The sequence below is a fragment of the bacterium genome, from assembly GCA_023228325.1.
Classification (GTDB): Bacteria; Auribacterota; UBA6266; order UBA6266; family UBA6266; genus UBA6266.
In genome coordinates this window covers 1,274,560-1,299,942 of the sequence record JALOBK010000001.1, presented here as the reverse complement: position 1 = coordinate 1,299,942, position 25,383 = coordinate 1,274,560, and the positions used below count along the sequence as shown (strand labels likewise).

Annotated in this window: 12 protein-coding genes; all 12 read right to left on the bottom strand. The window is 47.5% G+C overall.

The annotated features are described in order from the left end of the window. Positions 1–15 precede the first annotated feature (15 nt). Positions 16–756, bottom strand: a complete 741-nt coding sequence (locus M0R36_06200; GenBank protein MCK9555388.1) for a F0F1 ATP synthase subunit delta — start codon at positions 754–756, stop codon at positions 16–18. 148 nt (positions 757–904) lie between these two features. Continuing rightward, entirely contained in the window at positions 905–1,699 is a 795-nt protein-coding gene (locus M0R36_06195; protein MCK9555387.1) for a hypothetical protein, read from the bottom strand. Positions 1,700–1,715: 16 nt separating this feature from the next. Then, positions 1,716–15,740, bottom strand: coding sequence for an Ig-like domain-containing protein (locus M0R36_06190; protein ID MCK9555386.1), 14,025 nt, complete (start codon positions 15,738–15,740; stop codon positions 1,716–1,718). Positions 15,741–15,756: 16 nt separating this feature from the next. Beyond that, complete coding sequence (locus tag M0R36_06185; protein ID MCK9555385.1) at positions 15,757–18,252, bottom strand: DUF2341 domain-containing protein; 2,496 nt, start codon at positions 18,250–18,252, stop codon at positions 15,757–15,759. 88 nt (positions 18,253–18,340) lie between these two features. Beyond that, on the bottom strand, positions 18,341–18,994 hold the full coding sequence (locus tag M0R36_06180; protein ID MCK9555384.1) for a response regulator transcription factor: 654 nt from the start codon (positions 18,992–18,994) through the stop codon (positions 18,341–18,343). Beyond that, positions 18,966–20,357 (bottom strand): sensor histidine kinase, encoded by a 1,392-nt coding sequence (locus tag M0R36_06175; protein ID MCK9555383.1) that lies wholly within the window; start codon positions 20,355–20,357, stop codon positions 18,966–18,968. The genes M0R36_06180 and M0R36_06175 overlap by 29 nt, the downstream gene beginning before the upstream one ends. A gap of 36 nt (positions 20,358–20,393) precedes the next feature. After that, the gene (locus M0R36_06170; protein MCK9555382.1) at positions 20,394–21,491 is read right to left on the bottom strand and encodes a tetratricopeptide repeat protein; all 1,098 of its coding nucleotides are present in this window, start codon (positions 21,489–21,491) and stop codon (positions 20,394–20,396) included. Positions 21,492–21,493: 2 nt separating this feature from the next. Continuing rightward, the gene (locus tag M0R36_06165; protein MCK9555381.1) at positions 21,494–23,218 is read right to left on the bottom strand and encodes a hypothetical protein; all 1,725 of its coding nucleotides are present in this window, start codon (positions 23,216–23,218) and stop codon (positions 21,494–21,496) included. 13 nt (positions 23,219–23,231) lie between these two features. Next, on the bottom strand, positions 23,232–23,888 hold the full coding sequence (locus M0R36_06160; protein ID MCK9555380.1) for a hypothetical protein: 657 nt from the start codon (positions 23,886–23,888) through the stop codon (positions 23,232–23,234). Further along, positions 23,849–24,712 carry an AAA family ATPase gene (locus M0R36_06155; GenBank protein MCK9555379.1) on the bottom strand — a complete coding sequence of 288 codons (864 nt, stop codon included), beginning with the start codon at positions 24,710–24,712 and terminating at the stop codon, positions 23,849–23,851. Before M0R36_06155 ends, M0R36_06160 begins: the two co-directional genes overlap by 40 nt. Then, positions 24,709–25,014: a helix-turn-helix domain-containing protein gene (locus M0R36_06150; protein ID MCK9555378.1), complete on the bottom strand. Its 306-nt coding sequence runs from the start codon at positions 25,012–25,014 to the stop codon at positions 24,709–24,711. The genes M0R36_06155 and M0R36_06150 overlap by 4 nt, the downstream gene beginning before the upstream one ends. 170 nt (positions 25,015–25,184) lie before the next feature. Then, positions 25,185–25,373, bottom strand: a complete 189-nt coding sequence (locus M0R36_06145; protein MCK9555377.1) for a hypothetical protein — start codon at positions 25,371–25,373, stop codon at positions 25,185–25,187. Positions 25,374–25,383: the final 10 nt, after the last annotated feature.

The following is a 25,383-nucleotide window of genomic DNA, read 5'->3' as shown; positions in this document are numbered from 1 at the left end:
CTGTTTTCTCTCTCTTTAAACAGCCCTGACTTTTTCCCTCATCTTGGGCAGGATCTTTTTAAGTTTATTCTTCAGCGAACCGTCTATAATGCATTCTCCGATTTTAACTACAAGCCCGGCGATAACATCATCTTCCTGTTTTTCGATAAATTTCAAATCTCCGCCTGTTTTCCCGATTAATATTTCCTTTAACTTTCTCATCTGCGCATCGGTAAGCTTAATCGAAGTGATAATTTCAACTGCGGCGGCGGATCCTGTATCTCTTTTGCTTTCATCTATCTTTTTTATCTCATCTATCACATCATCTACAAGATGCCGATGGATTTCCTCGAGCCTCTTATCGCTGAAAATCTGCTTTATCATATCAACGGCCAGATAGAGGGATTTAGACTGCATCTCAATAATAAGCTCGGACTCTCTTCTTTTGCTTTCCTGTAAAGCCTCATCCAGCACCTTTTTCGATTCGATTTTTGCTCTTTCAATAATTTCTTCCCTGTCTTTTTCAGCATCGGCGCGCGCTTTTTTCCTGAGATCCTCGACGTCTTTTTTGCTTTTATCCATTTCTTCCTGTATCTGCTTTTTCGTCTTTTCAATTTTTTCTTTAAGGGCTTTTTCCTCTTTCTGCTTTTCCTCGCTAAGTTCCCGCAGCCTTTTTATCGTCCTCCGGGTCTGGTTGAGGAAAAGCCACCTGAGGAAAAGTATGATGAGAAGGAAGGTTACTATCTGGATAAGGATTAACTGCCAGAAAAGTGCCATTAACATCTGCCTTTCTTATTTGTTTTAAAATACAAAGTTCAATATTGAAATTTTATCATAATGACTGAGCCTCAGGCAATAAATAGATAGTCGAAAGGGGACTTAACATGATTCATTAAGCCCCCTTTTTAAAATCCTCAGGAAATTTTTACTTTTTTTCCTGTCCGTTTTCTTCGACCGGCATACTTTCCGCGGAAGCCGGAGCGGCTGTTTCTTCCTCTCCCGAAGCGCTCTCTCCAACCTGCCTGTGCCACACAATAAAGAAAACAAGCGAAACCAGGCCGAGAAAAAATATAACACCGAGAATAAGCCACCAACTGGCTTTAACAGATATTTTTTCCAGAGGAACAGATGAGCCTCCTCCTCCGGTTCCGGCGGCGGCTTTTGCTTTTCCGGACTCTTTCTCCATTTTCACCAGCATATTATTAATCTCTTCGACCCCCTTCATATTCTCCCTGTAAACGGCGATATGCGTCTGGGGCTGGGCATCCAGGGCCTCCTGCTGTTTTAAAAGTATCTGCCTGCTTTTTTCTTCGATTTCCCTCTGCATTGCCACAGCCGAATCATAAAATTCGGAATCCCTTAAAACCTTCACGTAATCGAGAGCCGAGGTATTCATGGCATTAATCTTTTCCTCCGGGATTATCCAGATATCATTTATGATTATTTCCCTCGTTTCGCTCTGGCCCGGCTCCAGCTCAAACATCTTATAAACATAATAAAGCGCTTTTTCTATATCATAATCTATTTTAAGGTCCCCCATTTCTTCAACATCCACAGGTTTTGCCTCCCTGGGGAGATACGCCTTCAGCAGGGCGCTCTGGGTCTTTGTTTTAGACGGGTTCACTACAAGCGTTTTAAGGACCACGTCTTTTGAATTTGCGTTTCCGGCGGCAAATAAAACAAAACAAAAAAAGAAAACAGGCAAACACCTTAATCTCATCGTAAATTCACTCCCCTTATTCTCCCGATTCCATCCATGTCTTAACTATAGGTTCATCATTTGTCCTTGAGAGTATATCCTGGCTCAATTCAACCAGCGATTTTATCTCAAGCGTCTTATTCCTTATGTAATCGACATCAGTGGATTGATCTTCAGACATATCATACATCCTCTCAAGCTTAACCCCCTGCCCTTCATTTATTTCTCTCAATTTCGACATGGCCACCTCAAGCTGGTCATATATAGCGCCTGTGGTCTTATCAGTAAGGTCTTTGACCTGCGCGCTCAGGTTTGTAAGTTCGTCTATGTTGGATATAATCCTCGTTATAACGGAATTAATCTCATTAACACTTGTCGTCAGGCTGCCCAATTCATCCGTATCAATATTTGAAAGCTGCGCCTGGACATTGGTCGCCGTGGATGATATATCTTCAAGGTCCGTGCTTATCACTTCAATATGTATACCGTCAACAGTCCCTTTTACCGCTTCTTCGCAGACTATCGTATGCTGGCCCCTGCCCCAGATAAATCTTACGTCATATTCGTATATGCCTGAACCCGCGACTGTCTCTTTCATGGCCTGTTTGTTTATCCTTATCGCGCCTGAAGAATCATATACCGTGATTGTAGGCGAAAGCCCCGTATCGGTCTTATACTGCACCGTAAGGGTATTGTTCTGCTGGACATAATCCTGCTGTGTCAGTATCCTCGAAGCATGTTCTCTTTTCAGCGTGCTTACAAGAGACTCTCCCGATATGAGATCGTCATCCCCTATCAGATCCTGGACCTTGTTCGCTTCCGCTGTTACGGTCTGTTTCACTCCGGCGACTTCCGCCTTGATTTCGGTGCTCATCGCCTGTATGCTGTCGGTGACTTCCTTCATTTTCATGGCAACCGGTATCGTGAACGTAGTTCCCGAATAATAAGTCATCAAATCACCGTAGGCAATACTGCATCTCGCGAAATAACTCTTTCCGCTTTCAAGCAGTTCCGTCATACCGGCCGGAGGCAGCCCGGACACGCCTTCAACAGGATCTTCAAGCGCGAACCAGTAATTGCCCAGTTCGTCGGCGGCTGCATCGGTAATCGTGCCTATCAGTGTATCGCCGTCATAGATATTGATAGTCGCGGTTTTCAGTTCCATAGACGGCGTGCTCGTGACAATCTGTCCTCTCTTTTCAAGCCGGAGAGACGCGGCCAGTATGTCGTTGTTTTCATCATAAACAAAATCGGACATGACTTTATAGTCGGCAAGTGTTTCGGCTATCGATGTAATATAAACCGACCATGTGATTTCGTTGTCATATATCCCGTCAAGGGCGTCAGCCGAAGTATCGGCAATCTTACCAACAGTCGTCTCGACATAAGCGTCTTTCTCGAACTTGAAGTTATATGAACCGTAAGGCAGGCTGAATGAGAACGGACTGTTGCCCGTCATCGGGTTATCGGCGTCGGATATGCTTACGACTTCGCCGGTATCCGCGTCAAAGACCGTAACCCTTACTTCGGTCAAAGCGCTCGCCGTAGTCTGGTCAAGGACTTTGAGCGTTACAGCGTATTTTTCAACCACCGTGACTGCGCCGGAAGCGCCGGTTTCAGCGACACCGGTCGCGGTCGCGTTCACAGTTACCTGCCTCGGATAATCGGCGCAGTAAACCGCGAAACCGGTAAACCTCGCGACTCCGGAATTAGCGGTCGCGATATAAGCGCTTCCCGGAGTCCACGCGCCGCCTGTGGGCGTGGCTGTAACATTGATACTGCTCGGCGTAGTGTTGCCGTAGGCATCGGTTACGTTCACTGTAAATGTTTTCCATGGAGAATTCGCCACAACTGTGCTCTCAGGCTGTGTGCCCCACAGTAACTGACCGGGCACACCGCCGGTCACAACTATTTCAAGGTCATCGCTGTCGGATGTAGTGATTGTCCCTGCTGAATTACCCGCTTTTATGGCGACAGCTTCCGCTTTATAGAGTTTCATCGTAATCGCCGACGCGCTTTCTCCCGAATTAAAACTGATAAGAGTGGTATCGCCGAAATCAATCGTTACCCCGGAATAATTCGTGCATGAAGGTTTTATTTCCGTAACAGACTCATTTGCCCCGCTGAATACTATGCTCTTAACACCTTCATATCCTATATCGGTATTATAATTAGTGTCGGTTGCCCTTAAGTAAACAAGGCTTTCCTGCCCTGCCGCAACAAGTGAAACGCTTCCTGTTACAGTGAACTGGGAAGCTATAATATCCACAACCGACGAACTTGTTATTGAATTACCTTCCGTAAACAATGAACCCGGTGTTTTTACGCCGATATCATCATTGGGGTCTACGTCAAATGCCACTGTTTTGCCGTCGGCGTCGGCAGGCAAGGTCGATTTAAGGTATATGCTCAATGTATAAGTCTTGTTTGAATTATCGGAAACAGTGTACATAACATTTATGCCGTCCCCGAAAGTCAGGGCATTATCTGTTATCGTGCCCGCAACAGTCGTTGTGCCGTCGAACAGGGAAGCGCCCGCAATGTAATCCGACCAGCCTTCGGTCGTATCAGTCGCGCCGCGTGTTATGATTATTCTTGTAATATTTATGCTGGCTCCGTCTGAACCTGAATCCGTAACTTTAAAATCAAATACCTGTACTTTTGTTTCGGGCGAAGAAGCCGCCGAAGATATAGTCGCGGGTTCCGCAAGAGCGCCCGCGGTCAAAGTTCCGTCGGCAGCGTTTATAAATGTTATCTTACTTGAATAGATATCATCAACACCCGAAGTGGATGCCCTCAAGTAGATGTCTTCAGGATAATTATATTTTACACCGCTGAATTCGGCCAGTCCGTCCTGGGCTATCACCTGGAGCGCAGTTGCGGTAAGTGTCCCGTTTATATCAGGGTCGTATTCCGTATTGCTCGCCGAAGCGCTCAAAGTAATAAGAGGAGTCTCTCCCATACACGGGTTGCCGTATTCGTCTGCAATCGCAACCTTCGGCTGCTGGGCAAGAGCAACATTTGTAAGAGAATAAGATGAAGGCTGCTGATAGAAATAAAGCCCGGAAACCGAACCTGACCTTACAGTAACTGAATTGGATGCGATATTCCTTCCGCTCGCATAATCCGCAAGATCGCTTGCATAAGCGGTAATAGTAATGCTTTGATACCTGTATAAAGTGGTATTCAGGACTGTTACGGAAGCGCCGTCGGCAAACGATACTGAAGTGGTATATGAATCAGTCGCGCTGCCGTTAGGAGCATTGTTGCCGCCGCTCAAAACATATCCTACCGTCTTGGTTCCGTTATAAGCGGGAGTAGATCCTGTGCCGTTAACAACGTTTCCATAAAGGTCCACAGCCTGCAGATGGCCAAGGTCAAACTCTACTCCTACATCCTGAGGAGAAACTACATTGCTCTGGAATTTGAGATGGTCAGCAGATGCATGAAGGACTGTGATATCACTCTGTATATCCGTCAATACCGCTTCTGCTGTATCCGTTACCGTTACAGACTGTTCGCCGGCGCTCTTTAGTATCAGTCCGCTGAACGTATGGTCGCCGGCATCAGCCAGTTCAAACTGGTAATTCGACGGAAGCACTGCCTGCGTATCGGTTGATGTAAACCTCATTACTCCGACATATTCGGTAACAAGGTTGCCCAGATAATCCTTAATGCTTACAATAGCATCATTCTCATCGCCGGCAGTTACAGGGTCCGTTATTCCGCTTACTTCAACTATAGGCGTATAAGTAAATGTGTCGCTCGCGTAATTTGCTACAAGAGTAACATTTCCGGCATTATCCGTCGCCCTTGCCCTGACAGTATACATCCTCCCGTTAGCCAGGTTAGCTGCCGCAAGCGTATATCTCCAGGTCGTGGTTCCGGTTGTCGCAGGCAGCCACTGCTCGGCTGTCGCATCCCAATCCTCCCCGTCCCAGTAATGGTCTGTTGTCCCGTCTTCTCTTTTTACAGATATTTCAACTCCGCTTATTCCACGGGAGTCGCTGGATGTTCCGTTTATCGTCGTGGTCTCATTCCATGTCGTGGCGCTGTAATTGGCTTTTGTAATCGTAACAGCCACAGAAGGAGGCACCATATCACAAACCACAAGCGTGCTTGAAACAGGGTCGGCCGGGTTCTCTGCAAGGTCGGAGGCCTCAAAAGTGACGGTATAGACTGCTTCGTTGACCAATGTCACTCCGGTAAGCGTTATATCCGTATGGGCGCCTTCAAGCAGGTTGTCGCCGCTTAAATTCGAGACATGAGGAGAATTAATATCGGCTTCTCCGCCTGTCCTTGTCCATGTAATAGTAACCGAGCTTGCATCCTCGGATAACGTATAACTTATATTTGCGTTCTTAACCGTAGCCGTAGATGAAGGCGATACATTGCTTATTACAACCGCGGTTATATCGCAGGTGATATTCGTGTTGGTCACAGGCGTTGCGGTGTTGCCCACAAAATCAGTTGCATTAAATCTCACACTGTAAATTGCCCCGCCTACCAGTGAAGGATTATCATTTAAGGTAATATCCGTATGGGCGCCTTCATAAAGTTCCTCGCCTACAAGCGTGCACGCGTGAGGCGATGCGGGGTCAGCCGTTCCGCCTGTCCTTGTCCAGGTTATAGTCCCGGAAGCGCAGGTTTCTGACAATGTGTAAGTAACCCTGGCATTATTTATTTTTGCATTTGTCGCGGGAGCCGTATTTGTTATCGTAGGCGCAATATTTTCTTTCGAAACGGCGCTCGCGGTATATCTCTCATAAGATACCGCCGCGTTTCCTACAAGGTCCAGAACGGAATCCGCAACGGGGTTGACCTCGATGTATTTTCCGTTCGGTATATATGCGCCGTCGGTCTCTTCATTAAGGGTAATCACCGCGATTTTTCTTGTTACATCCCAGTTTACCGTCGCATTATCAACAGTTATGTCAACTCTTCCGTCGCCCAAAGTATTATCGGTATAAGCAACATTCAGCGTTGCGCAGCCGTTAGCTACCGAAGCCGTGTTCATCGCCTCGTCAAATGTCAGCGTTATTGTATCACCGCCGGAATGGACCGACTGCGCGGTTACAGAGAATAACGGAGGAATTGTTTCCGCCGCTATGGGCGATGAACTATATTTCGCCTGGACGCCTGAGTTTCCTATCAGGTCTCTTATATTGCTGTTCGGCGTTACTTTTACATATTTACCGTCAGGTATGTACGCGCCGTCAACACTTTCATCCAGTGTAACCGTTACAATTTTGCCCGTCGAATCAAGCGCTATCTGGGCGTTTGCGGTAGTGAATGTCGTTTCACCGCCGGCTGTATTGTTATCATCATACTGTACAAGCCAGTTGGAAAGATTTACCGCGGGATCAGGCCTCAAAACCTCATTGGAAGTAATAGTGATAATATCTCCCGCCGCATGCCTCGAGACGGCGCTGACCGTGATAGCGGGCGCCGTCGTTTCCCTCTCGACGGGACTGGATGTGTAAATTTCCGCGGCGGGAACAGTATTGCCCACAAGATCTTTCACCGCTGCCGCGACAGGTGTTACGCCTATGTATTTGTAACTCGGGATAAACGCGCCGTCAGTCGCTTCATCAAGCGTTATCGTCGCGACTTTTCTCGCCGTATCCCATTCTACCGTGGCATTATTAAGGACAATGTCACCCTCGTTTATGTTTCCGGCATTATCCGAATAATCTATTTCGATATTGGAAGCTACATTTCCGTCAGTCAACGTAGAAGTGTCCATCGGCTCGCTGAATGTTACGACTATCGTATCCCCGCCGGCATGGATTGATGTCCCGACAACACTTGCAATGGACGGCGCTATTGCTTCTTTGGAGATAGCGTTCGCGGTGTAGACAGGAGTGTTCTCAACACTGTTGCCCGCAAGGTCTTTAACGCTGTCGGCATTCGGGGTTACCCTTACATATTTGCCGTCAGGTATATACGCGCCGTCAACACTTTCATCAAGTGTGACTGTGGCTATCAGGTTTCCCGTCCAGTAAACAGTTGCATTTGCAGCCGTTATCACAACCGTATTCGCACCCAGCGCATCATCACAATATTCTATTACAATAGTCGAGCAGCCGTTTTCGATAGTCGATGTGTCCATAGCTTCATTAAACGTCAACTCTATAGTATCTCCCGCGTTGTTTAGAGACGTCGCCATAACACTGCTCAGTTCCGGAGCCGAGGTCTTTATTGTAACAGTCACCGCGGAAGAAGAAGGAGACGCGTTTCCGACTAAATCAACTGTCTTCGCGCTTATATAATGTTCTCCGTCCGCAAGGTCGATATCTATACTGTAATTTCCACCGGCTGCCACACCCGGACTCCCGACAGGCAAAGCTCCGTCATAAAGCCGGACAACCATATCCGCTTCCGCTGTGCCGGTAAACGTCAGGTTTTCAGTAACATTCGTATAGTTATCCGAATCGGACACGCCAAGGTCGTCTTCAGCCGCCAAATCCGGAGTAGAGGGGACATCGGGGGCAAGGTTATCAACGCGGAATGCCGCCGATACCGTATAAGCCTTTGAATATAAATAATATTTTACGTCGTTGGGGAACACACCTTGCGTGTTCCAGTCTTTTATCTTAAACCTTATCTTTATATCATCCTGGTCGACATTATCAAGCCCGCTCAGGTCGGCATGTTTTGTGTTCCACGTGAAACTGTATTCGGATGCGTTACTGAACAGCGTAGCGCCTTCATAGAAAGGCCCGTTGTAATCCTGGTCGTCTGCCTGCCAGTAACCTGTCAGACACGCTGACGCGTCCCCGTTTACAGGCGCATTCCATGTTTCCCCGCCGTCAACAGAGTATTCGAAACCGGACAGAGTGTGATTCTCATTATCAAGCCCTGCCTTAGCCCATATATCATCACCGTTATAATAAAGCCCCTGTTTTTTGCCATAAGCTTCTTCAGGCGTTTCCCATCCGTTCCCGCCGTCATAAGTTTGTGTTTCGCCTCTGTCATATATCCTGTTGACACTTATGCTCTCCGTCCAGATATCCTCGCCCGTATCATACTTCCCGTTCCCGTTGACATCGTAGTAGCATATATTAGCGTAACTGCCCAGAGTTTTATCCGCCGTGCTCCAGCCGTTTCCGCCGTCATACACCTGAGTGTCGCCTGTCCTGTATTTATAATAATCCGTGTTATTAATCTGGTCACCCGCGTCTTTAATCTTAAAATTGACGGTCATAACACCCGACCCATCTGTCTCTTGCGTTATCTGCCCGGCGGGTATTTCATTGTCATCCGAATACCCTCCTATCGGAGCGCAGACAATCGTGCCCGATTCGCTCTGCAGATAAGCGCTGGAAACACTCGAGCCGTTAAGCCCTCCGGCAACTCTTACATATGAAAGCGAATTGGAATAACTCGATGCGTTAATCGAAATCTTTCCGCCTCCGGCGCCACCCGAATACTGGCCTCCAGCGCCGCCGTCAGCTTCAAAATACCCCGAACCTGTAAGCGTATCGGCGTCAATATATATGCTCCCTCCGGACGCTCCGGGATAATCAGTTCCATAATTCCCTCTCCCGGTCGCATTGATATACCCGTCTATTGCAACAGTCCCCGCGGCTATTTTTATAGCCCCGCCGCCATAAGCAGCACTGCTATAACCACTGCCCGAACCTAAAGATGTCGGCTCTGTCAGGGAACCGTAATATATTTTCCCCGGAAGAGTAGTTCTGTTATACCCTTCTCCTCCCCAGCCGCCGTGGCTCGAGCCGCCGCCTCTATATCCTTGTCCTTTGCCGGGTCCCTGGCTGCCGGGAAAACCGTAGTTATATCCGACATAAATCCTTGAAGTCGGGTCAACGGTCACATTACCCGCGTTTATCGTTCCGCCAAGCCCGTCTGTCACATCCGTCTTGCCATAAAAATACATATTGCTTGAGGTTTCAATGTTCAGGTTACCGCCTAATGTTAATATTGCGCCAAGCCCGCTGTCGGGATAAAAATATATATTGCTCGCGGTTGTAAGACTTAAATCGCCCGGTAATGTAAATAAACTTTGCTGGTCTATATTAAAATTATCAAGCGTCAGGTCTTCTATACCCAATGGAAATGTAAGCGCCTTCAAAATTTTTATAGTACCGTCCGTCAGTGTGTAGCCCGGCCCCGCCTGGTCGTTCAACGTCTCTTCTATCGTCAAGCTTCCCGTCGAATAAAGATACGCAAGATTCCGGACATTTAAATTATCTATTGTGTAATCTGCCGCCAGGGGCGTGGGCGTTTCATAATAATTGTTGTTATCTATAATCAAATCGAAGTTGGATTGAGCAGCTTGTTTCTTATAGATTGTCCCCGCGCCTCCGGTATAGGTAATACTATTAGCGCCGCTGTAATTCCCGCCGTAAGCGGTAATATTCCCGCTGAAATTATCTGTTGTGTAATGTGCGGCTATCCTTCCGCCGCTGCCGCTCCCCGAATAAGTACCGCCGTAACCTCCGTTGGCCCTTATTGTGCCGGAACCTGCCAGTGTGCCTGTTATTATCCAGATACTTCCGCCCGTGCCTCCGCTGGCAGCCTCATTGCCGGAATTTCCGGCGCAGGCGCTTATATATCCATTAATCGTGAGCGTACCCGCAACGTTGAATTTAATCGCCCCGCCGCCTTCATTCGTATAGCCGGTGCCCTGGGAGGAACTGCCTCCTGTCCCGAGAGCGGTCGGTTGAGTCAGCGAACCGTATGTGTTCTGGTTCCAGTAACTGTAGTTGTAACTGTATCCGCCGTAACCCCCGTGGGCGGAGCCATAGTCCCTGTAATTATTTCTGACGCTGGGACCCTGCCCCGGGGGAAAACCCAGTCTGTCAGCATGGATTGAACAACCCGCATCTATCGTAATATTATCGGCTGTTATTGTGTGACCCGTCCCGTAAGTAGAACCTGTATCCCCTATGAAACTGTATGTGCTGCCGTTTGTGAGATTAAGTGTGGAAAGCGTTAAATCACATTTCTGTTTTAAATTGAAGTTGCTAAGCGTAAGTATATTCGGCGTAACGGGATATGTAAGAGATTCTGTCACCATTATGCTCCCGTCGACAAGTGTATAGTCGCTGCTTGCCTGTCCGTTAATGGATGACGTAACCGTCACACTTCCTGTAACGATAAGCTGTGAAGAACTCTGGACAACCAGATTTTCGGCAATAACATCACCTGTGTTGGTTACAACGGATGAGTTCTGTATGCTTAAATCCTTAACATTAATATTGCCGGTATTGGTTAAGAAAGATCTTACATCAATGTCAATATTATCCACCGTAAGACTACCGGTGTGAATCAGCCCCGTGCTGTTGGCTATAGTCAAATTATCTATGGTGTGGTTGCCCGTAAGATATGCTCCCTCCCTGTATGGATTATCCGCTTCGTTATCGAGCACCAAATCAAAATTGGTCTGACTTGCTTGTTTAAAATAGATTGTTCCCGCGCCGCCGTAGTAACTGTCCGAACGGTTGGCGTATGCCTGACCGGCGCGCGCCGATATGGTTCCAGTAAAACCGTTGTCTGTGTAATAAACAGCTATCCTTCCGCCGGCGCCGCTGCCGCTGCCATAGTTATACGGATTTCCACCTCTCGCCATAATCATTCCCGAACCTGCAAGTGTCGGGGTGTTAATCCATATGCTTCCGCCGGCGCCGCCGCTCTGCCATTCGCCGTTTGAATTTTTCGCGTTGGCGCTAAGCGTCCCGTTGACTGTAAGGGTGTCGGAAACAACCAGTTTAAACGCGCCGCCGCCCGTTGATGTGCCACCGTTATAATAACCGCCGCCGCTCCCGAGCGCGGTAGGTTCTTCCATTATCCCATACGCTGTAACGGAATTGCTTGAACGCTCACCCCGCCCGCCGCGCCCGCCGTGAGTAGCGCCGCACATTCTGTAGTCGCTGTTTGCTTTGCCCGGGCCAGTAAGCATAGGGAAACCGCGCTCATCCGCTGAAATCTTGGATGTCGCGTCAATCGTAATGTTGGCGGCGCTGATTGTAACACCGGTTCCGTGAGGATTCGCTGCCTGCACGCCCGGGATCTCAGGCGTTCCGCCGGAGGGTTCATTTATCGCTGTCAAATCCCCCTGTATAACAAGGCTGCTGCTGTTTGTCAGTTCAAGTGTATCATCTAATGTAAATTCGTCAGTCGAATTATACTTCATAAATTCGAGGTAATATTTGCTTAACGTAAGGTTATCCACCGCGGACGGGAAATTAAAACTGTTCGTGACTTTTATGGTGGCCGAATAGTTATCGGCAAGCGTGTAATCAGGCCCTGTCTGGCCGTTTATAGAGTTATTGATATAAAGACTTCCCGTAACATATAACGCGCCGTAATTATTTACCGTAACATCCTCTGCAGTTATATCACCCGTATGTGTCATTCTCGAAGCGTTTCCGCTAACCGACAGTTCTCCGATATTAAAGTCACAGGTTGAAACCAGCTTGGCGTTATTCCTGACCGCAAGTGATTTTAATGTAAAATCTTCCGCAACCAGCGTGCTTGCCATATAAGCATTATATGTAGCGCCGTGTTCTACAACTATTTCCGGCTCTTCGCCCGTCTTCTTTAAATAAATCGTGCCCGCCCCGCCGAATTCAGTATTTGAACTGCCGGTTGCAGAATAGCCGCCGCGCGCCGTTATAGTCCCTGTAAAATTGTTCGTAGTATAATAAACGGCAATTCTTCCGCCGCCGCCGCCGCCGCAACCACTCTGCCAATTACCTTCCTGGCCGCCGATTGCCGTAATTGTGCCGGAACCGGTCAATGTAGGGGTATCAAGCCATATACTGCCGCCGGCGGCGCCGCTCTGCCAGTCGCCGGTCGAATTCTGGGCATCTGCATTAATTGTCCCGTTTAACGTAATTGTCCCCGAGGCGGTTAGTTTAATCGCCCCGCCGCCTGTCGCGGAACCGCCGGTATAATAACCCCCGCCGCTTCCGAGCGAAGTCGGCTGTGTTATAGAACCGTAACTTTTCGTATTGGTACCTGCCCGTTCTCCCCGCCCCCCGTAACCGCCGTGTGCAGCGCCGTCCATCCTGTAACTGCTTGAAGGCTTTCCGGGCCCTTGAAGATATAGGAAACCCTGCATATAAGCGTCAATAGTTGAGGCCGCGGCAATATTTATATTCGCGGCTTTAATCGATATTCCCAAGCCGTTCACCGGCACACCGTCAGTCTCGCCTTTGCAGATGATACGCGTTCCCGGATTAAGCGTCAGGTCGCCCGAAATAGTCAGTTCATTACTGTCGCCGACAAAATTAGTATTTAAATAAAGTATCCCCGTATAAGTGCTCTCAAGCGTAATTGAGCCGAGGTTATTTACCACAACATCCGCCGTGCAGTTAGCCGTAGTCCCTACAGCTCCCTGGACTTTAAATACAACGGCGTCACCTGGCCCGGGAACACCGCTCTTTCTGTCCCAGTTCAGAGGGTTAGACCACAGCCCGTCTCCCGAACCGTTATCCCATATATATGTATGTATATTGACCGAATCCGTATAAAATACGTCGTTACTTCCTCCGGACTGGGCGGCAGTTCCTCCGGCCGCTCCGCCGTTACTTTCGGCTGTTCCGCTAAACGGTATTGTTATGTTCCCTCTCTCGATATATATTCTTCCGGCGCCTCCGCCTCCGCCTCCTACTGTCCCGTTACCGTCGCCGGCGCCCCCGTTTGCCGATATAGTTCCGGAACCGAACAGGACGTTTGTAATTATCGTTATGCTTCCGCCCGAACCACCGCCTCCGTTATTTCCTGATGAGGCATCGTTACCGTCAGCGGACACCCTTCCGTTTATAACAAAGCTCCCCGCGACATTAAACCATAACGCTCCGCCGCTCTCTCCGCCTTCCGAACCGCCGCCTTTACTACCGAGATATCTGGGTGAAACATAAATTCCATAAGTAGCGCCGCCGGCGCCGCCGTCCGAAGAATTTCCGCCGGCCGACCCGTAACCCGCGCCTGAGCCGTAACCCGAAGAACCTGTCGCTCCGGCGCCGGGACCGCGCTGACCGACATAATCGCCGAATCCAAGCCCGTCGGTTCTTATACCGGCGCTTGACTCTACAGTAATATTATCGGCGGTTATTACCCATCCGGTCCCTTCACTTGCCGGCGTGGCGGGGTTGCAATCCGTCGCGATATCTCCCTCGAATATCATTTCGCCTTTATTAAGAGTAATGTCGCCCGCAACCGTAAACGCCATGTCGTCCGCAACCGAATTATCTTCGAAATAGACCATACACGGCGCATTCGCCGTAAAGGAGAGAAGATTGTTGGCGGCGGATGTAACCCTTATATAACTCTGGAGCAGCGCTGTTCCGACGGGGCCGGTTGTAATATTCGATGTCGCGCGCGCTCTTATATAATACTGCGGACTGCCGTTTACACTTGTGGTCCCCCAGTCGGGCGGGACAGTAAATCTTATATAACCCGAGCGTGTAAGAGAAGATGTCGTATCCTCAATAATTGTTGTCAGTGTATTCCAGAAACTATAAGCCCCTACCCAATATTCAAATACGATATCCCCGCCTGTTCTCGGCGTCGAAAGCTCAAAATAAATACCGGTAAAACTCGAACTTCTTCCTATATATAATATGTCGCCCGTATCTTTCAGAAGCGCATTTGTCGCTGAGTGGAAGATATCTTCTTCTGTCCCGTTGCCTGCCTGGTCGGTTACATTCTCATATGTTGCGCCGTCATATACCCAGACTTTTGTAAAATTGGCGCAGGTGTAATCTACAATGACCGGGACACCCGCCGCGGGAAGTATACTTCTTACCCAGTTATCCGCAGTTGCCCACTGGCTGTTCCCTGTAGCATTGTTCCAAACACATCCTATCTGGTCGGCGCCTATATCCCAGTCGCCGGACCTTGTCTGAACGTCGCAGTCATCCGTAAAAGTCGCGGACAGGTCCTGCCCGGCGCCTATGGCATCGGCTCCGGTCTTAAGGTGCAGGTCTTCGGAACCCGACGCAATGCTTACGAATTCATCTGCGACCGCAACGTTTAAAACATCATCAGCTCCGCCCGTTGCGGAAGCGGATGAAGAAAGGTTATAATTCGTCGACGCGCCCCACGAACCACCGTTAATATTATAATTCATTCCGCACAACGTGATGTGGTTGTTGCGCGCATCGGGTGAGCCGCCGGCCCTGATTATACCGTTATCAAGCGCGTTATAAACCGTATTATTGTAAACCTTGTTTCCGTTTCCACCCGCGGAAATACCGTAACCTTTCGCGGTCCCTTCAATATTGTAAACTATATTATTGAATATATTAGATGTATAGTTCCCTGCAAGTATACCTATCTGCTGTTTGAGCGCTCCGCTATCAGGGTCATGAACCACACAGCCCTCAACAGTAACATTATCGGCATTGATTTTTATGCCGCAGACATCGGTCGAATCAGCGCCCTGCCAGCCTTTGACTTCGGCATATTCAAATACGGTGTAATCGTCGGAGATGACGACAGCGTCGCCATCGGATAAGGGATTAATGCAAAAACCTACGCCTGCCTGTCCGTCAGGCCTTTCGCCTTCGGGAGATGTGACCTTGATGTAGCGGGTGGAATCCGTCGTGAAACCGTCTATCGTAACGTTATCTTCCAGTCCGGCCGCCCAGTCGTTATAACATTCGGCGATGGCAATTTCATCCGAGGAAACCAGGTTTTTCTGTTCGCCCGCGACCCATGAAGTAAGGCTCGTGTAATCGCCGCCTGCCGTTCCGCCCGAGCTCGATTCATTATCGCCCGCCTGGGAATAAGTGAAGTGCTGCTGGTCAGCGACCGTCGAAACCGTGAATGTCCCGTTGAACGAAGAATTGCTGACGCCGGAGACAACTATCGACTGGCCTGCCTTAATGTTGCTGTTAGGATAATTCGCGGACATAGTAACCGTAACGACATTACCGGACCTGCTTATTGAACTTATCGACTGGCCCGCCCTTATTATTTTTGTGACTTCAGTCGCGGCATAAGCGTTGTCAGAAAAAACCGAGAAGAGCAAAAGGCCCGCAAGCAAGACACCTGATAACATTGTTAATTTTTTTCCTGCCGTAGCCATATTTTTCCCCGCTTTTTTATTTTTGCTCTATTACATCAGGTTCAAAAATTTTCTTATTAAGAATGTTCTGCGCCTGCGAAATGCTGGTTCCGGATATCCCCAGTTTCTGGAGATCGACTTTATTTTTTCTTCTGCCTGTCGTTCTCATAACCGGATTGCCGTTCCTGCCGACCCTTCCCGTTTCGACCTTCTTCTCCTGCGTGATATCCTTAACTTCCTCATCGGTCAGATAAACCCTGACTATCAGGAACTTTCTTTTTTCCTGGGCTCCCCACTTATGTCCGGCAGGCCTTACTATGACTATATCCCCGTTTTTAAAACTGGCGACAGCGTCTTCGCCTGAATCGGCGGAAACATTATCTCCCACCTTTATAAGAAGGTCGTACAGCCTGGTCCCCGGCCGCTCTCCTTCTTCAATGGCTTTCTCAAGGTCGAACTCGTCAGGGCCTATTGTCTCGATATTATCCTTGCTGTCTTCCTCAGATTCCTCTTCCGATTTTATGTAAAACAACCCGTCGCTGATGTCATTCGCTTCGGCATCGAGCGAGTCGGAAACCCTGATCAAGGCGCTGCCCGGCTCAAATCCCGAAGGTACATTCCATATATAGGTACCTGAATTCGAAACATCATCGGCAACCGTTTTATAACTGCCGCCTTCATCGGCGGAATACTCGATTTTCATCTCGTAAGATTCATCGTAATCGAGGGCGGTCCACGATACGGCTACCCTGTCGCCGCCGCTGAATTCTTCTCCGCCGTTGGGAGAAATCACGAGTATTCTTCCGGGCAGGCATTCCGCGCCGGCTGATTTCACGCCTGAAGGCATACCCTCATCTACATCTCCCGACGCCTGCAGAGAGATCTTCAACCTGAGCTCTTCACCCGGAACAAAATCTTCTTTTGCCGAATAATACTTTCTGTCCCTGATGCAGCCGCCGCAATAATTTTCGCCGCCGTCCAAAGAAATATCCAGCGATGCCTTTTCGGCGGATACGGACGAGATGAGGAATTCCGGGACAATCACCCTTACAGGGAAAGGTATGCTGAAGGTATCGGAAACGTAGAAGCCGGATGAAGCCCCTTCTTCCAATGATAGTTCACCCCTGCCATTTAATGAGATATTGGAAAAATAAGGAAGCTCTAGCTCCTCGGGAGAAGCGTCCGCGGATGCCTCCTTATCAATGCTTATATAATATAAATCATTCTGCCTTGTCCTGAACCAATCAAAATAGCTTACGCACTCTGCCGCCGATTTCAGCCCTATGTAGCCTTCTTTTAACGCGCTTCGGGCAACATATGAGGTCTCGGCCTGGACAAAGTCGGAACCCTTCGCAAACCTGTTAAAAGTAACCGTCTGACTGCTTCTTGTGACACGGAAGCCGTAATTCTTATCAATCTCTATCGGGACAGGAGAATTCGCCTTGACAATATCGCCTACTACAATGCAATGCTGGGCTCCGTCATAAATGGATGAATAAACAAGTTCGCTCGAAGAGGAAAGGCCAACTGTTTCATTGCCTTTTATAATAACCCTTATCTCACTTCCTTCCCCGGCTCTTGCCTCATATTCTATTACGCCGTCGGCCATAATATAATCCCGCGCAACCAGTTCTCCGGAATCCAACTTTAACTGGCCGCCGAAAACATTGACTTTTCCCGAAAGAGCCAGCCACTTGCCGCTGTCAAGCGCGTTTGCCGCAAAATCATCATAAAAATCAAACACTTCTTCCCCCGAAGACAGGCTGGAAGCGCTGTTATTGCCATAATATATGTATATATAAGAAGACCCTGAAGGCAGTTGGGGATGCTTTATCCAGCAAACGGCTGTTGCCGCAGATCCTGAGCCTTCGGTCTTTTCAATATAATAGGGAATCAAAGTAATACCGTCAGCCGCGGTAAACCTGATATCGGCAAAATCCTGCCTGGCGTTGCCGTCGCAATGCACATCGGGAAACACGGAGTCTTCAGTCTGCCCTACCCTTATTTTCAGCTGATGGTTGAAAACAGCGTCTTCCGAACTATTCGCAAAGTAAACCGGCTTGCGATACCCGCAGCCTGAAAGCCGCGGTTCGCCGAACGAAGAAACCACGCCCGAACTATCGGTGTAATATACCCTGACTTCCTCAAGAGCGCCGCCCGCGGAAATATTTGCTTTCCACTTTATCATACTGCCTTTTATAAATCCGCCGGTAACAGGGACTCCGTTGACAGCCTTGACAAAATTGCGGCCGTTATCCGCGCTGACTTCAATCTCGACTTTACCCCTGGATTTCCATGAAACCGTAAGCGACTGTATCTCCCCGTCGGTTTCATATACAGTTCCGCTGTCATAATAACCGGCGGCTCCGGCTTTCTCAGCGTCAAGCAGATAATCTCCGGAATCATCTGTTTTCCAGACTGCAGGCGAGCTTAACTTATAGCATTCGGGATTTGCAAAAACACAGGGAGAAAAGACAGTACATAAAGAAAAGACAAAAATGCACATTATAATTTCGCGCAACATTATCTTCATCTATTTGGCCTCATATCCAATATAACATAAGTGCCTTAACGATAACTACCGGTAAAAACACTCTTCTTTCCTGCGCAAATTACTCTAATCAAAAATTTTCCAGATCGACAATATTGTGCTTTATGGCGTATTTAATAAGGTCGCCGGTCTTATGAAGGTCCAGTTTTTTTAAAATATTATTCTTGTAGTTTTCCACTGTTCTCCGGCTGATGCACAACAGAGAAGATATTTCTTTCGCGGTCTTTCCTTCCGCGACAAGCCGTATCACATCTTTTTCTCTTGAAGATAAAACATCTCCGGATTCCGAAGGTTTTTTATCCCTGCTCACGGCTTTATCAACCAGGAAAGATGATATTGATGAACTGAGATAAATCCGGCCTTTCGCTATTTTTCCCAGGGCCGGGATTAACTCCTCTCCGGCATTCTCCTTCTGCAAATATCCCATAACCCCCGATTCAAGGGCTTTCATTATATAAGCGTTGGACTTATGGACGCTTATTATCAGTATTTTTGTTTCAGGCGATGACAGGTGGACAGCCCTAATCGCTTCAAGCCCGCTCATCTCCGGCATGGAAATATCAAGCAACAGGATATCGGGCTTAGCCGTTTTTACCTTATCTATAACGCTTTTTCCGTCTGAAGCCTCGCCCACGATTTTATAGGCGGTTTCATCCCTTAAGATATTCTTTATCCCTTCCCTGATAATATCATGGTCATCGGCTATTATTATCGTGTGCGCCATAATCCCGCTCCAAAGGCAGTTCAACTGTTATTGTCGTTCCGTTTCCTTCAAGGGAAAGCACCTTAAAATTTCCCTGAAAAAACTCCACTCTTTCTTTTACCCCGAGAAGCCCGAGTTTTAACCTGTCATCGGCGTATTCAGAGTTTTCCGGGCCGTTCCCTGAATTTTTGAAGCCGACGCCGTTATCTTTAATCGTCAACTCCAGGCCGTTTCCCGCGCCTTTCAGGGACACATCCACTTTCGTCGCTCCCGAATGCTTGATTATATTTGTAAGGCACTCCTGTATTATCCTGTATATAAGAAGCGAATATTCCCCTTTTATCCCGGACTTGCTCACGGCTCCGGAAAAAGAGATATCCAGACCCGAAACCTGGCGGTATTGCGATATCATGCCCCTGAGAGCATCGGCAAGCCCCAGTTCATCCAATGCCGGAGGCCTGAGCAACTCAGCTATATTATGGCTTTTCTCGATAAGCCCCGAAAGCACGTTTTTGCATTTCCGTATTTTTTCTTCGATATCCGGGGATTTTCCCCCAATCGCGTTTGAAATGACGTCAAGATAGATTTTCAGGCCGCTGAGGTCCTGCCCCATCTGGTCATGGACCTGCATTGACAGGTTCTCCCTTTCCTTTTCTTCTATCTTTATCATCTTTTTAATCAGTTCTTCTCTTTTCAGCCTGTCGTTTTTCCTGCTGTTATAGACAACTACGGCCGTCTGCCCTCCTATAAGGACTGAAAAAAGGATAGACCATCCGAGCAATGTGTATGCTTTCCTCTTGGCTTCCCGCGCGTATTCAAGCTCCTCTTCCACAACACGCAGGTTATAGCTCTGCACCTCGCTCTCGATAAAATCATCGACGGCGAAAAGGCGCGTTTCGAAGACCATCATCAGCTTATTTACAGAATTCCGGCCCTCTTCCTTTTCACCGCTGCTCTCCGCCCCGTCCATCCTGTCTGCCGATTCCATAATCTGGTCCCCTATTTCAAATAAATTTTTCTGAAGAACCGACATTTGCAGCACAAAATCCTTCTGCGCCGCATCGCTGGACAGCGAGCCGAAATACTCAACCTGCCTTCTTGATTTCTCTTTTACGCTGTTTATGTCTTCGGCTGTAACGCTTTTACGCGCGGCCTCCAGGTATTTGAAGCTTTTCCAGAAGACATAATTCCTGAGATACATCGCATACATGCTGGTCTGCATCCGTATTTCCAACGCGGCTTTCTGCATGGGAAAATGCTTCCTCCCGAGATTGTCAAGCTGCTTGCTGAACGAGGAGATCTGGTAAATACCGGTCAGGCCGATGAGCGGTATCAGCAGCAATAATGCGATAAAACCGCATGCGAGCTTCCAGTCCGATGTCATTCTTTTCACGTGGGCAATTCCCGATATTCCATTTTTTTATTTTTTGAAAAAATCAAATTTCTGGAGGTTTTTTCCCCAGTTCGATTCCCTTTCGGCCTCATCAATCCAGTGAATCACGGTACTCTTATCTTCGGCCCCGGGGTTCAGCTCAAGATACTTCCTGTAATGGTAAACCGCCTTGCTGTTTTCCCCCAGGTTCTCATCGTAAAGGATTGCAATGTTATAGTGGATATCGGGATCAAGAGGATCGAGTTCGAGGGCTTTTTCGTAATTGTTAAGAGCTTCCTTGTAATCACCTGTCTGCTGGCACCCTAAAGCTGTATTATAGTAGAATTTAGCATCTTCTGTTTTTGCGCTCTCCGGGATTTCCTGCGCCGTTTCAGTCCCGGATTTTTCCGATTTTGCCGGCCTTCTTTTTCTGTCCGGCCTTGCCAAATCTTTTGTTCTTCCTTCTGTTTCGGAAATAAGTTTTTCATTCTTCCTTATTTCTTCCCTAAGTCTTTCTTCTTTCTCTTTAAGCTCCTTCTTGATCTCCCTTATGTTTTTGACATTTTTATCGCTCTCAAGTTCCAAAACAAGATTTTTCATCTGTCCCAATTCAAGGCTAAGTCCGTCGTTATTCTTGCGCAGGCGGCCTATTTCCGCCTCCATCCCGTCAAGCTTTATCGAGAGTTCTTCTTTCTGCTCTTTCAGCAGTTTGCTCTGGGATTGAAGCCGGGCAACGATCTCTTTGTTCTGCGCTGATTCGGTTTTGTTTTTTTCGTCAAGAGTGTAAACTTCGTCCTGTTTTTCGGCCATCATCCTGTCAAGCTCGGCACTTCTCCTTAGGAGGTCCTCGTTAAGCTTTTCGAGCTCTCCTGTTTTCTGCTTTAGTTTATCTATGGTGTCCTTGTGTTCCCCTGCAATACTTTCCAGCTGCTGGTGCTTTCCCTCCGTAAGAGCCCTTACCTCTTTCTCTTTCCGGAGCTCTTTCTCTTTTTCCTCCAGTTCGGAGACCATCTGTTTCAGCTCGCCCTGAATTTCAGTCACATTGCGGGTATATATAAGATAGGCATAAATCCCGCCCGCGACAATGAAAACCAGTATGCAAAACATAACTATTATCACTAAAGCTTTAAACAGGTTTTCTTTCATATTCAGTTCTTTTTCTTTTTAACGGGTTTGCCGGCGGGCGGATTACTGCCGGCGGTTTTTTTATTTGCGCCGCCGCTTATCTCTTTCAACGGTTTCTTTCCCTTCTCCGTGTCGCTTACATACATAATATTGCTGTCCCCGCTTATTATATGGGGCGTAATAAAGATTACAGCCTCGCTTTTGGTGTTTTCTGTCGCCTTGTTCTGAAACAGGTACCCGAGCAGAGGAAGATCGCCCAGCAGTGGGACTTTATCGGTATTATCCCTTTTTATGTCTTTTATAAGGCCGGCGATGATTATTGTCGTCCCGTCTTTCACGAGAATATCCGTTTCGGCATTGGTAGTGTCTATGATAGGCAGCCTGATCTGGGCAGTGCCGGCGTCATCTTCTATCTCAAACCAGTCTCTCAATGTGCTCACTTCGGGTTTAATGTGCATCTTAATAAAGTTATCTTCATTTATGGTAGGCGTTACGGTCAAAGTAACTCCCACATCGACAAATTCCGCCTGCCATGATGTAGTCGCCGTGGTATCGCTCTGTGAAATCGTGCTGGTGGCATAAGGTTCGCGGCTTCCCACCATTATCTTTGCTTCCTCGTTATTACAGGCGGCGATATGGGGAGCGGACACTATCTTCACATCCCCTATTTCCTGAAGGATCGTCAAAGTCGCCTGATATTCATCCCTGCTCAGCGTGCCTATGGCAATCCTTCCGTACGAGGTCAGGTCACCGGCGGGGAAAACCCCCGTAAGCGTGAAATTATGGACATCTTCAAAAACCCTCTCCCAGTTTATACCCCAGGTATACTTATCGCTCAGGCTTATCTCCACGATTCTCGCCTCTATAAATACCTCTCTGGTTTTTGAATCGAAATTTTCGACCACATGTGTTATCCTCTCGATGGCAAACGGCAGGTCGCTGACTATTATTTTATTCGTCCTTTCATCCGCCGACATCACGCCTATGTTTTCAGTCAAAAGCTCTTTGACTTTACCTTCTATGTCTTTCACCTTCGCATACCTGAGTTCAAAAACCTTGTTAACCGTCGGGATTTTTTTCTTTTCCATCCCCGTATCAAACTCGTAGGCCGCTTGTTCCATCTCGGCTATCTTTTCCGGCGTGTCTATAAGGATTATGGTGCCCGAAGCATCGTCCATAATGATAGTGCCTATGGTGCTTTTGATGCTTGACAGCGCCGCGCCGACTTTCGATGCTGAGGCATATGAAAGCTTCAAAGTCTCAATTTCCCTCTTATCCGTGTATTTCTGGCCGTAAAGGGCTTCATATTCCGCCTCAGTCATGACAGTGATAATATTGTTCCTCTTCTCGCACGCCAGCTTATTTGTAATGAGAATCACATCAAGCGTATTCGATATCGTAACATCCCGAAGGAACAGGGTCGTCCTGCCGTTGACGCTTTTGCTGGTCACTATATTAAGCTCGCCTTTCATCGCAAGAAATTTTATGGCATCGACAATATCTATCCCCCTGAGATCAAGGCTGATTTTTCTTGAAAGCCCCTCTTCCATGCTGACAAAATGGCGCGGGGTTTCGTCTTCTTTGATTTCCTCGATGACCGCCGGGCCCGCGGCCGGGGCCCCTGCCGCCTGCTCATCCGTATTTCCGGGCTGCCCGGGAGGGGCGCCGGGAACAGTATCCTCGCCAAAGCCGGCCGATACGGCGCAGAAACAAATCAAAACCGCCAAAAAGATATTTTTCTTAAGCATAATATTACAGCCCTTATTTCATTTCGATTTTATTCGCTCCCGATTTTATAATAACCCTGTCGGAAAATATTTCTTCTACCCTGAAATCGGAAAACGTATCGCCTTTCTTGAGAAAATACGTCCTCTGGTTTTTCTTGTCTTCTATCATAGCAACCGGGTCATCTTTGTCCCATGATATGCCCACAAGAGCAAGGTCGCTGACCATATCCTGGACGTTTACAACAGTCTTTTCCTCTTTTTGAAACCTTTTTATTTCCAGAGGGCTGAATATGTTCCTCCGCCTCACTATTTCCAGATAGTGAAGAAACGGCCTTCCCTGCTTCTCTTCTCCGGCAACGGGTTTGTCAAAAGCTCCCGTATGTATATTCCGGAAAAATTCTTCTATCCCGGGGCTTCTAACCAGAAAGTCAAACAGCGAAAAGCCGAATACTATACAGATTAACACAAGTAATAAATTATTTATAAGTTTTAAATTCGGTTCTTTAACCGATTTTAATATGCCGGAAAAAAAAGCCCGGCTTTTTATTCTGGAGACATATATAAACCCCTTGATCCCGGAAAAACCAAAAGGGCTCAGCCTCCTTTTCCTGATTTTCCCGGAACTGAGATCATCCCCCTTTTCTATAAGGTCTAATAATTGTTCTTCAGGAGTTGGTCTTCTTTTTGCCATCCTAACTTGACCTCTGAATTTATTATATTCTGTATGGTTTTCTCATCTACAAAAAGTTTGTTTTCCATTACAATATTCTTAAGCGCCTTGTGGCACAGCATTGATATCCGCCTCGGATAACCTTTTGTGTATTTATGGATCTCCCTATAGGCTTTGTCCGAAAATAATTTTTCGCCGGACTGATATCCTGCCCTGGCAATCCTGAATTCTATCATCTGGCGGGTCTCTTCCTCGTTCAGAGGCCCCAGCGTGTACTTCAAGCTTACCCTGTCTACAAGGTTCCTGGTCTCAACCAGCCGCGGCAGGAATTCCATCTGGCCCAGGAGGACCAGCTGGAGAAGCTTGAACTCGTTTGTCTCATAATTTAACAGTATCCTTAATACTTCCAGAGACATTGAATTCAGCTTCTGGACTTCATCTATAAGAAGCACCACTGTCTTCTTTTCATTGACCCCTTTCTGGAAAAGGAATCTCTTTATTTCCTCTCTCAGGTCGAGGATAGTCGGGTCTTTTACTTTGAGTTCCAGCCCGAACGTTTTTACCAGCGACATCAAAAACAGAAACTCGGTTTCATATGTGGGGTCAAGTATCATAAAAAAGTCTATATTTTCCCTGTTTCCGAACATCTGGAAAAGCTTCCTGCTCAGTGTCGTTTTTCCTGTCCCCACATCGCCCAGTATCACACTCAGCCCCCGTTTTAACCGGATCTCAATCAGAATATTTGTAAGAGCGGTCTTGTGCTCCATGGACTCAAAGAAAAACGCCGGGTCCGGACTTGTTGAAAAAGGTTCTTTCTGTAATCCCAATACCTTATAATAGCTCACCTTATTTTTTCTCCGTTTATGAGTATCTCGCGTATTAAACGCAAGGGATAGCCTTTCTCCGTCAATTCCCTTATTTTTTCCAGCTGCGCGCCTATTTCATTTTCATCATAAAGGCGCTTATTCCCCTGTTTTTTTACGACCGCGAAGAACCCCATATTCGTGTAGTGTGTAACTGTGGAGTAAGGAATATTGAATTTTTCAACAATATCTTTGGAAAAAATCAACTTTTTGGACATAACAAAAAACCTTATAAGGACATTTTTTTCCGCCCTGAAGAAATAAAAATCCCCGATTTTCTTCAAACCGGAAAATCATTAAAGTACTTACTTCAATTTGTTAATATAGTGCAATTATATCAAAAAAAGCACTTTTGTCAAGTAATTGAATGCCGTACCGGGACACCTGTAAAAAAATAAAAAAAACCCGCAACATCCATAAAAAGAATATCGCGGGTTTGAAGCGCTGTAAAAAATTATTCTATACCCATAGGATTTACGGAATCCCTGTCCTGCTGCTGCATCTCGCCTTTAAGCGACACGCCCTTTGCCGCGGCGTCGGCCACAGTTTTAACAGGATTATCAAGGTCCCCTTCCACAGTCGCGCATCCGAAAACAGCCACAACAGACAAAAACGCACACAATAAATACAATTTTCTCTCCATACGGACAACT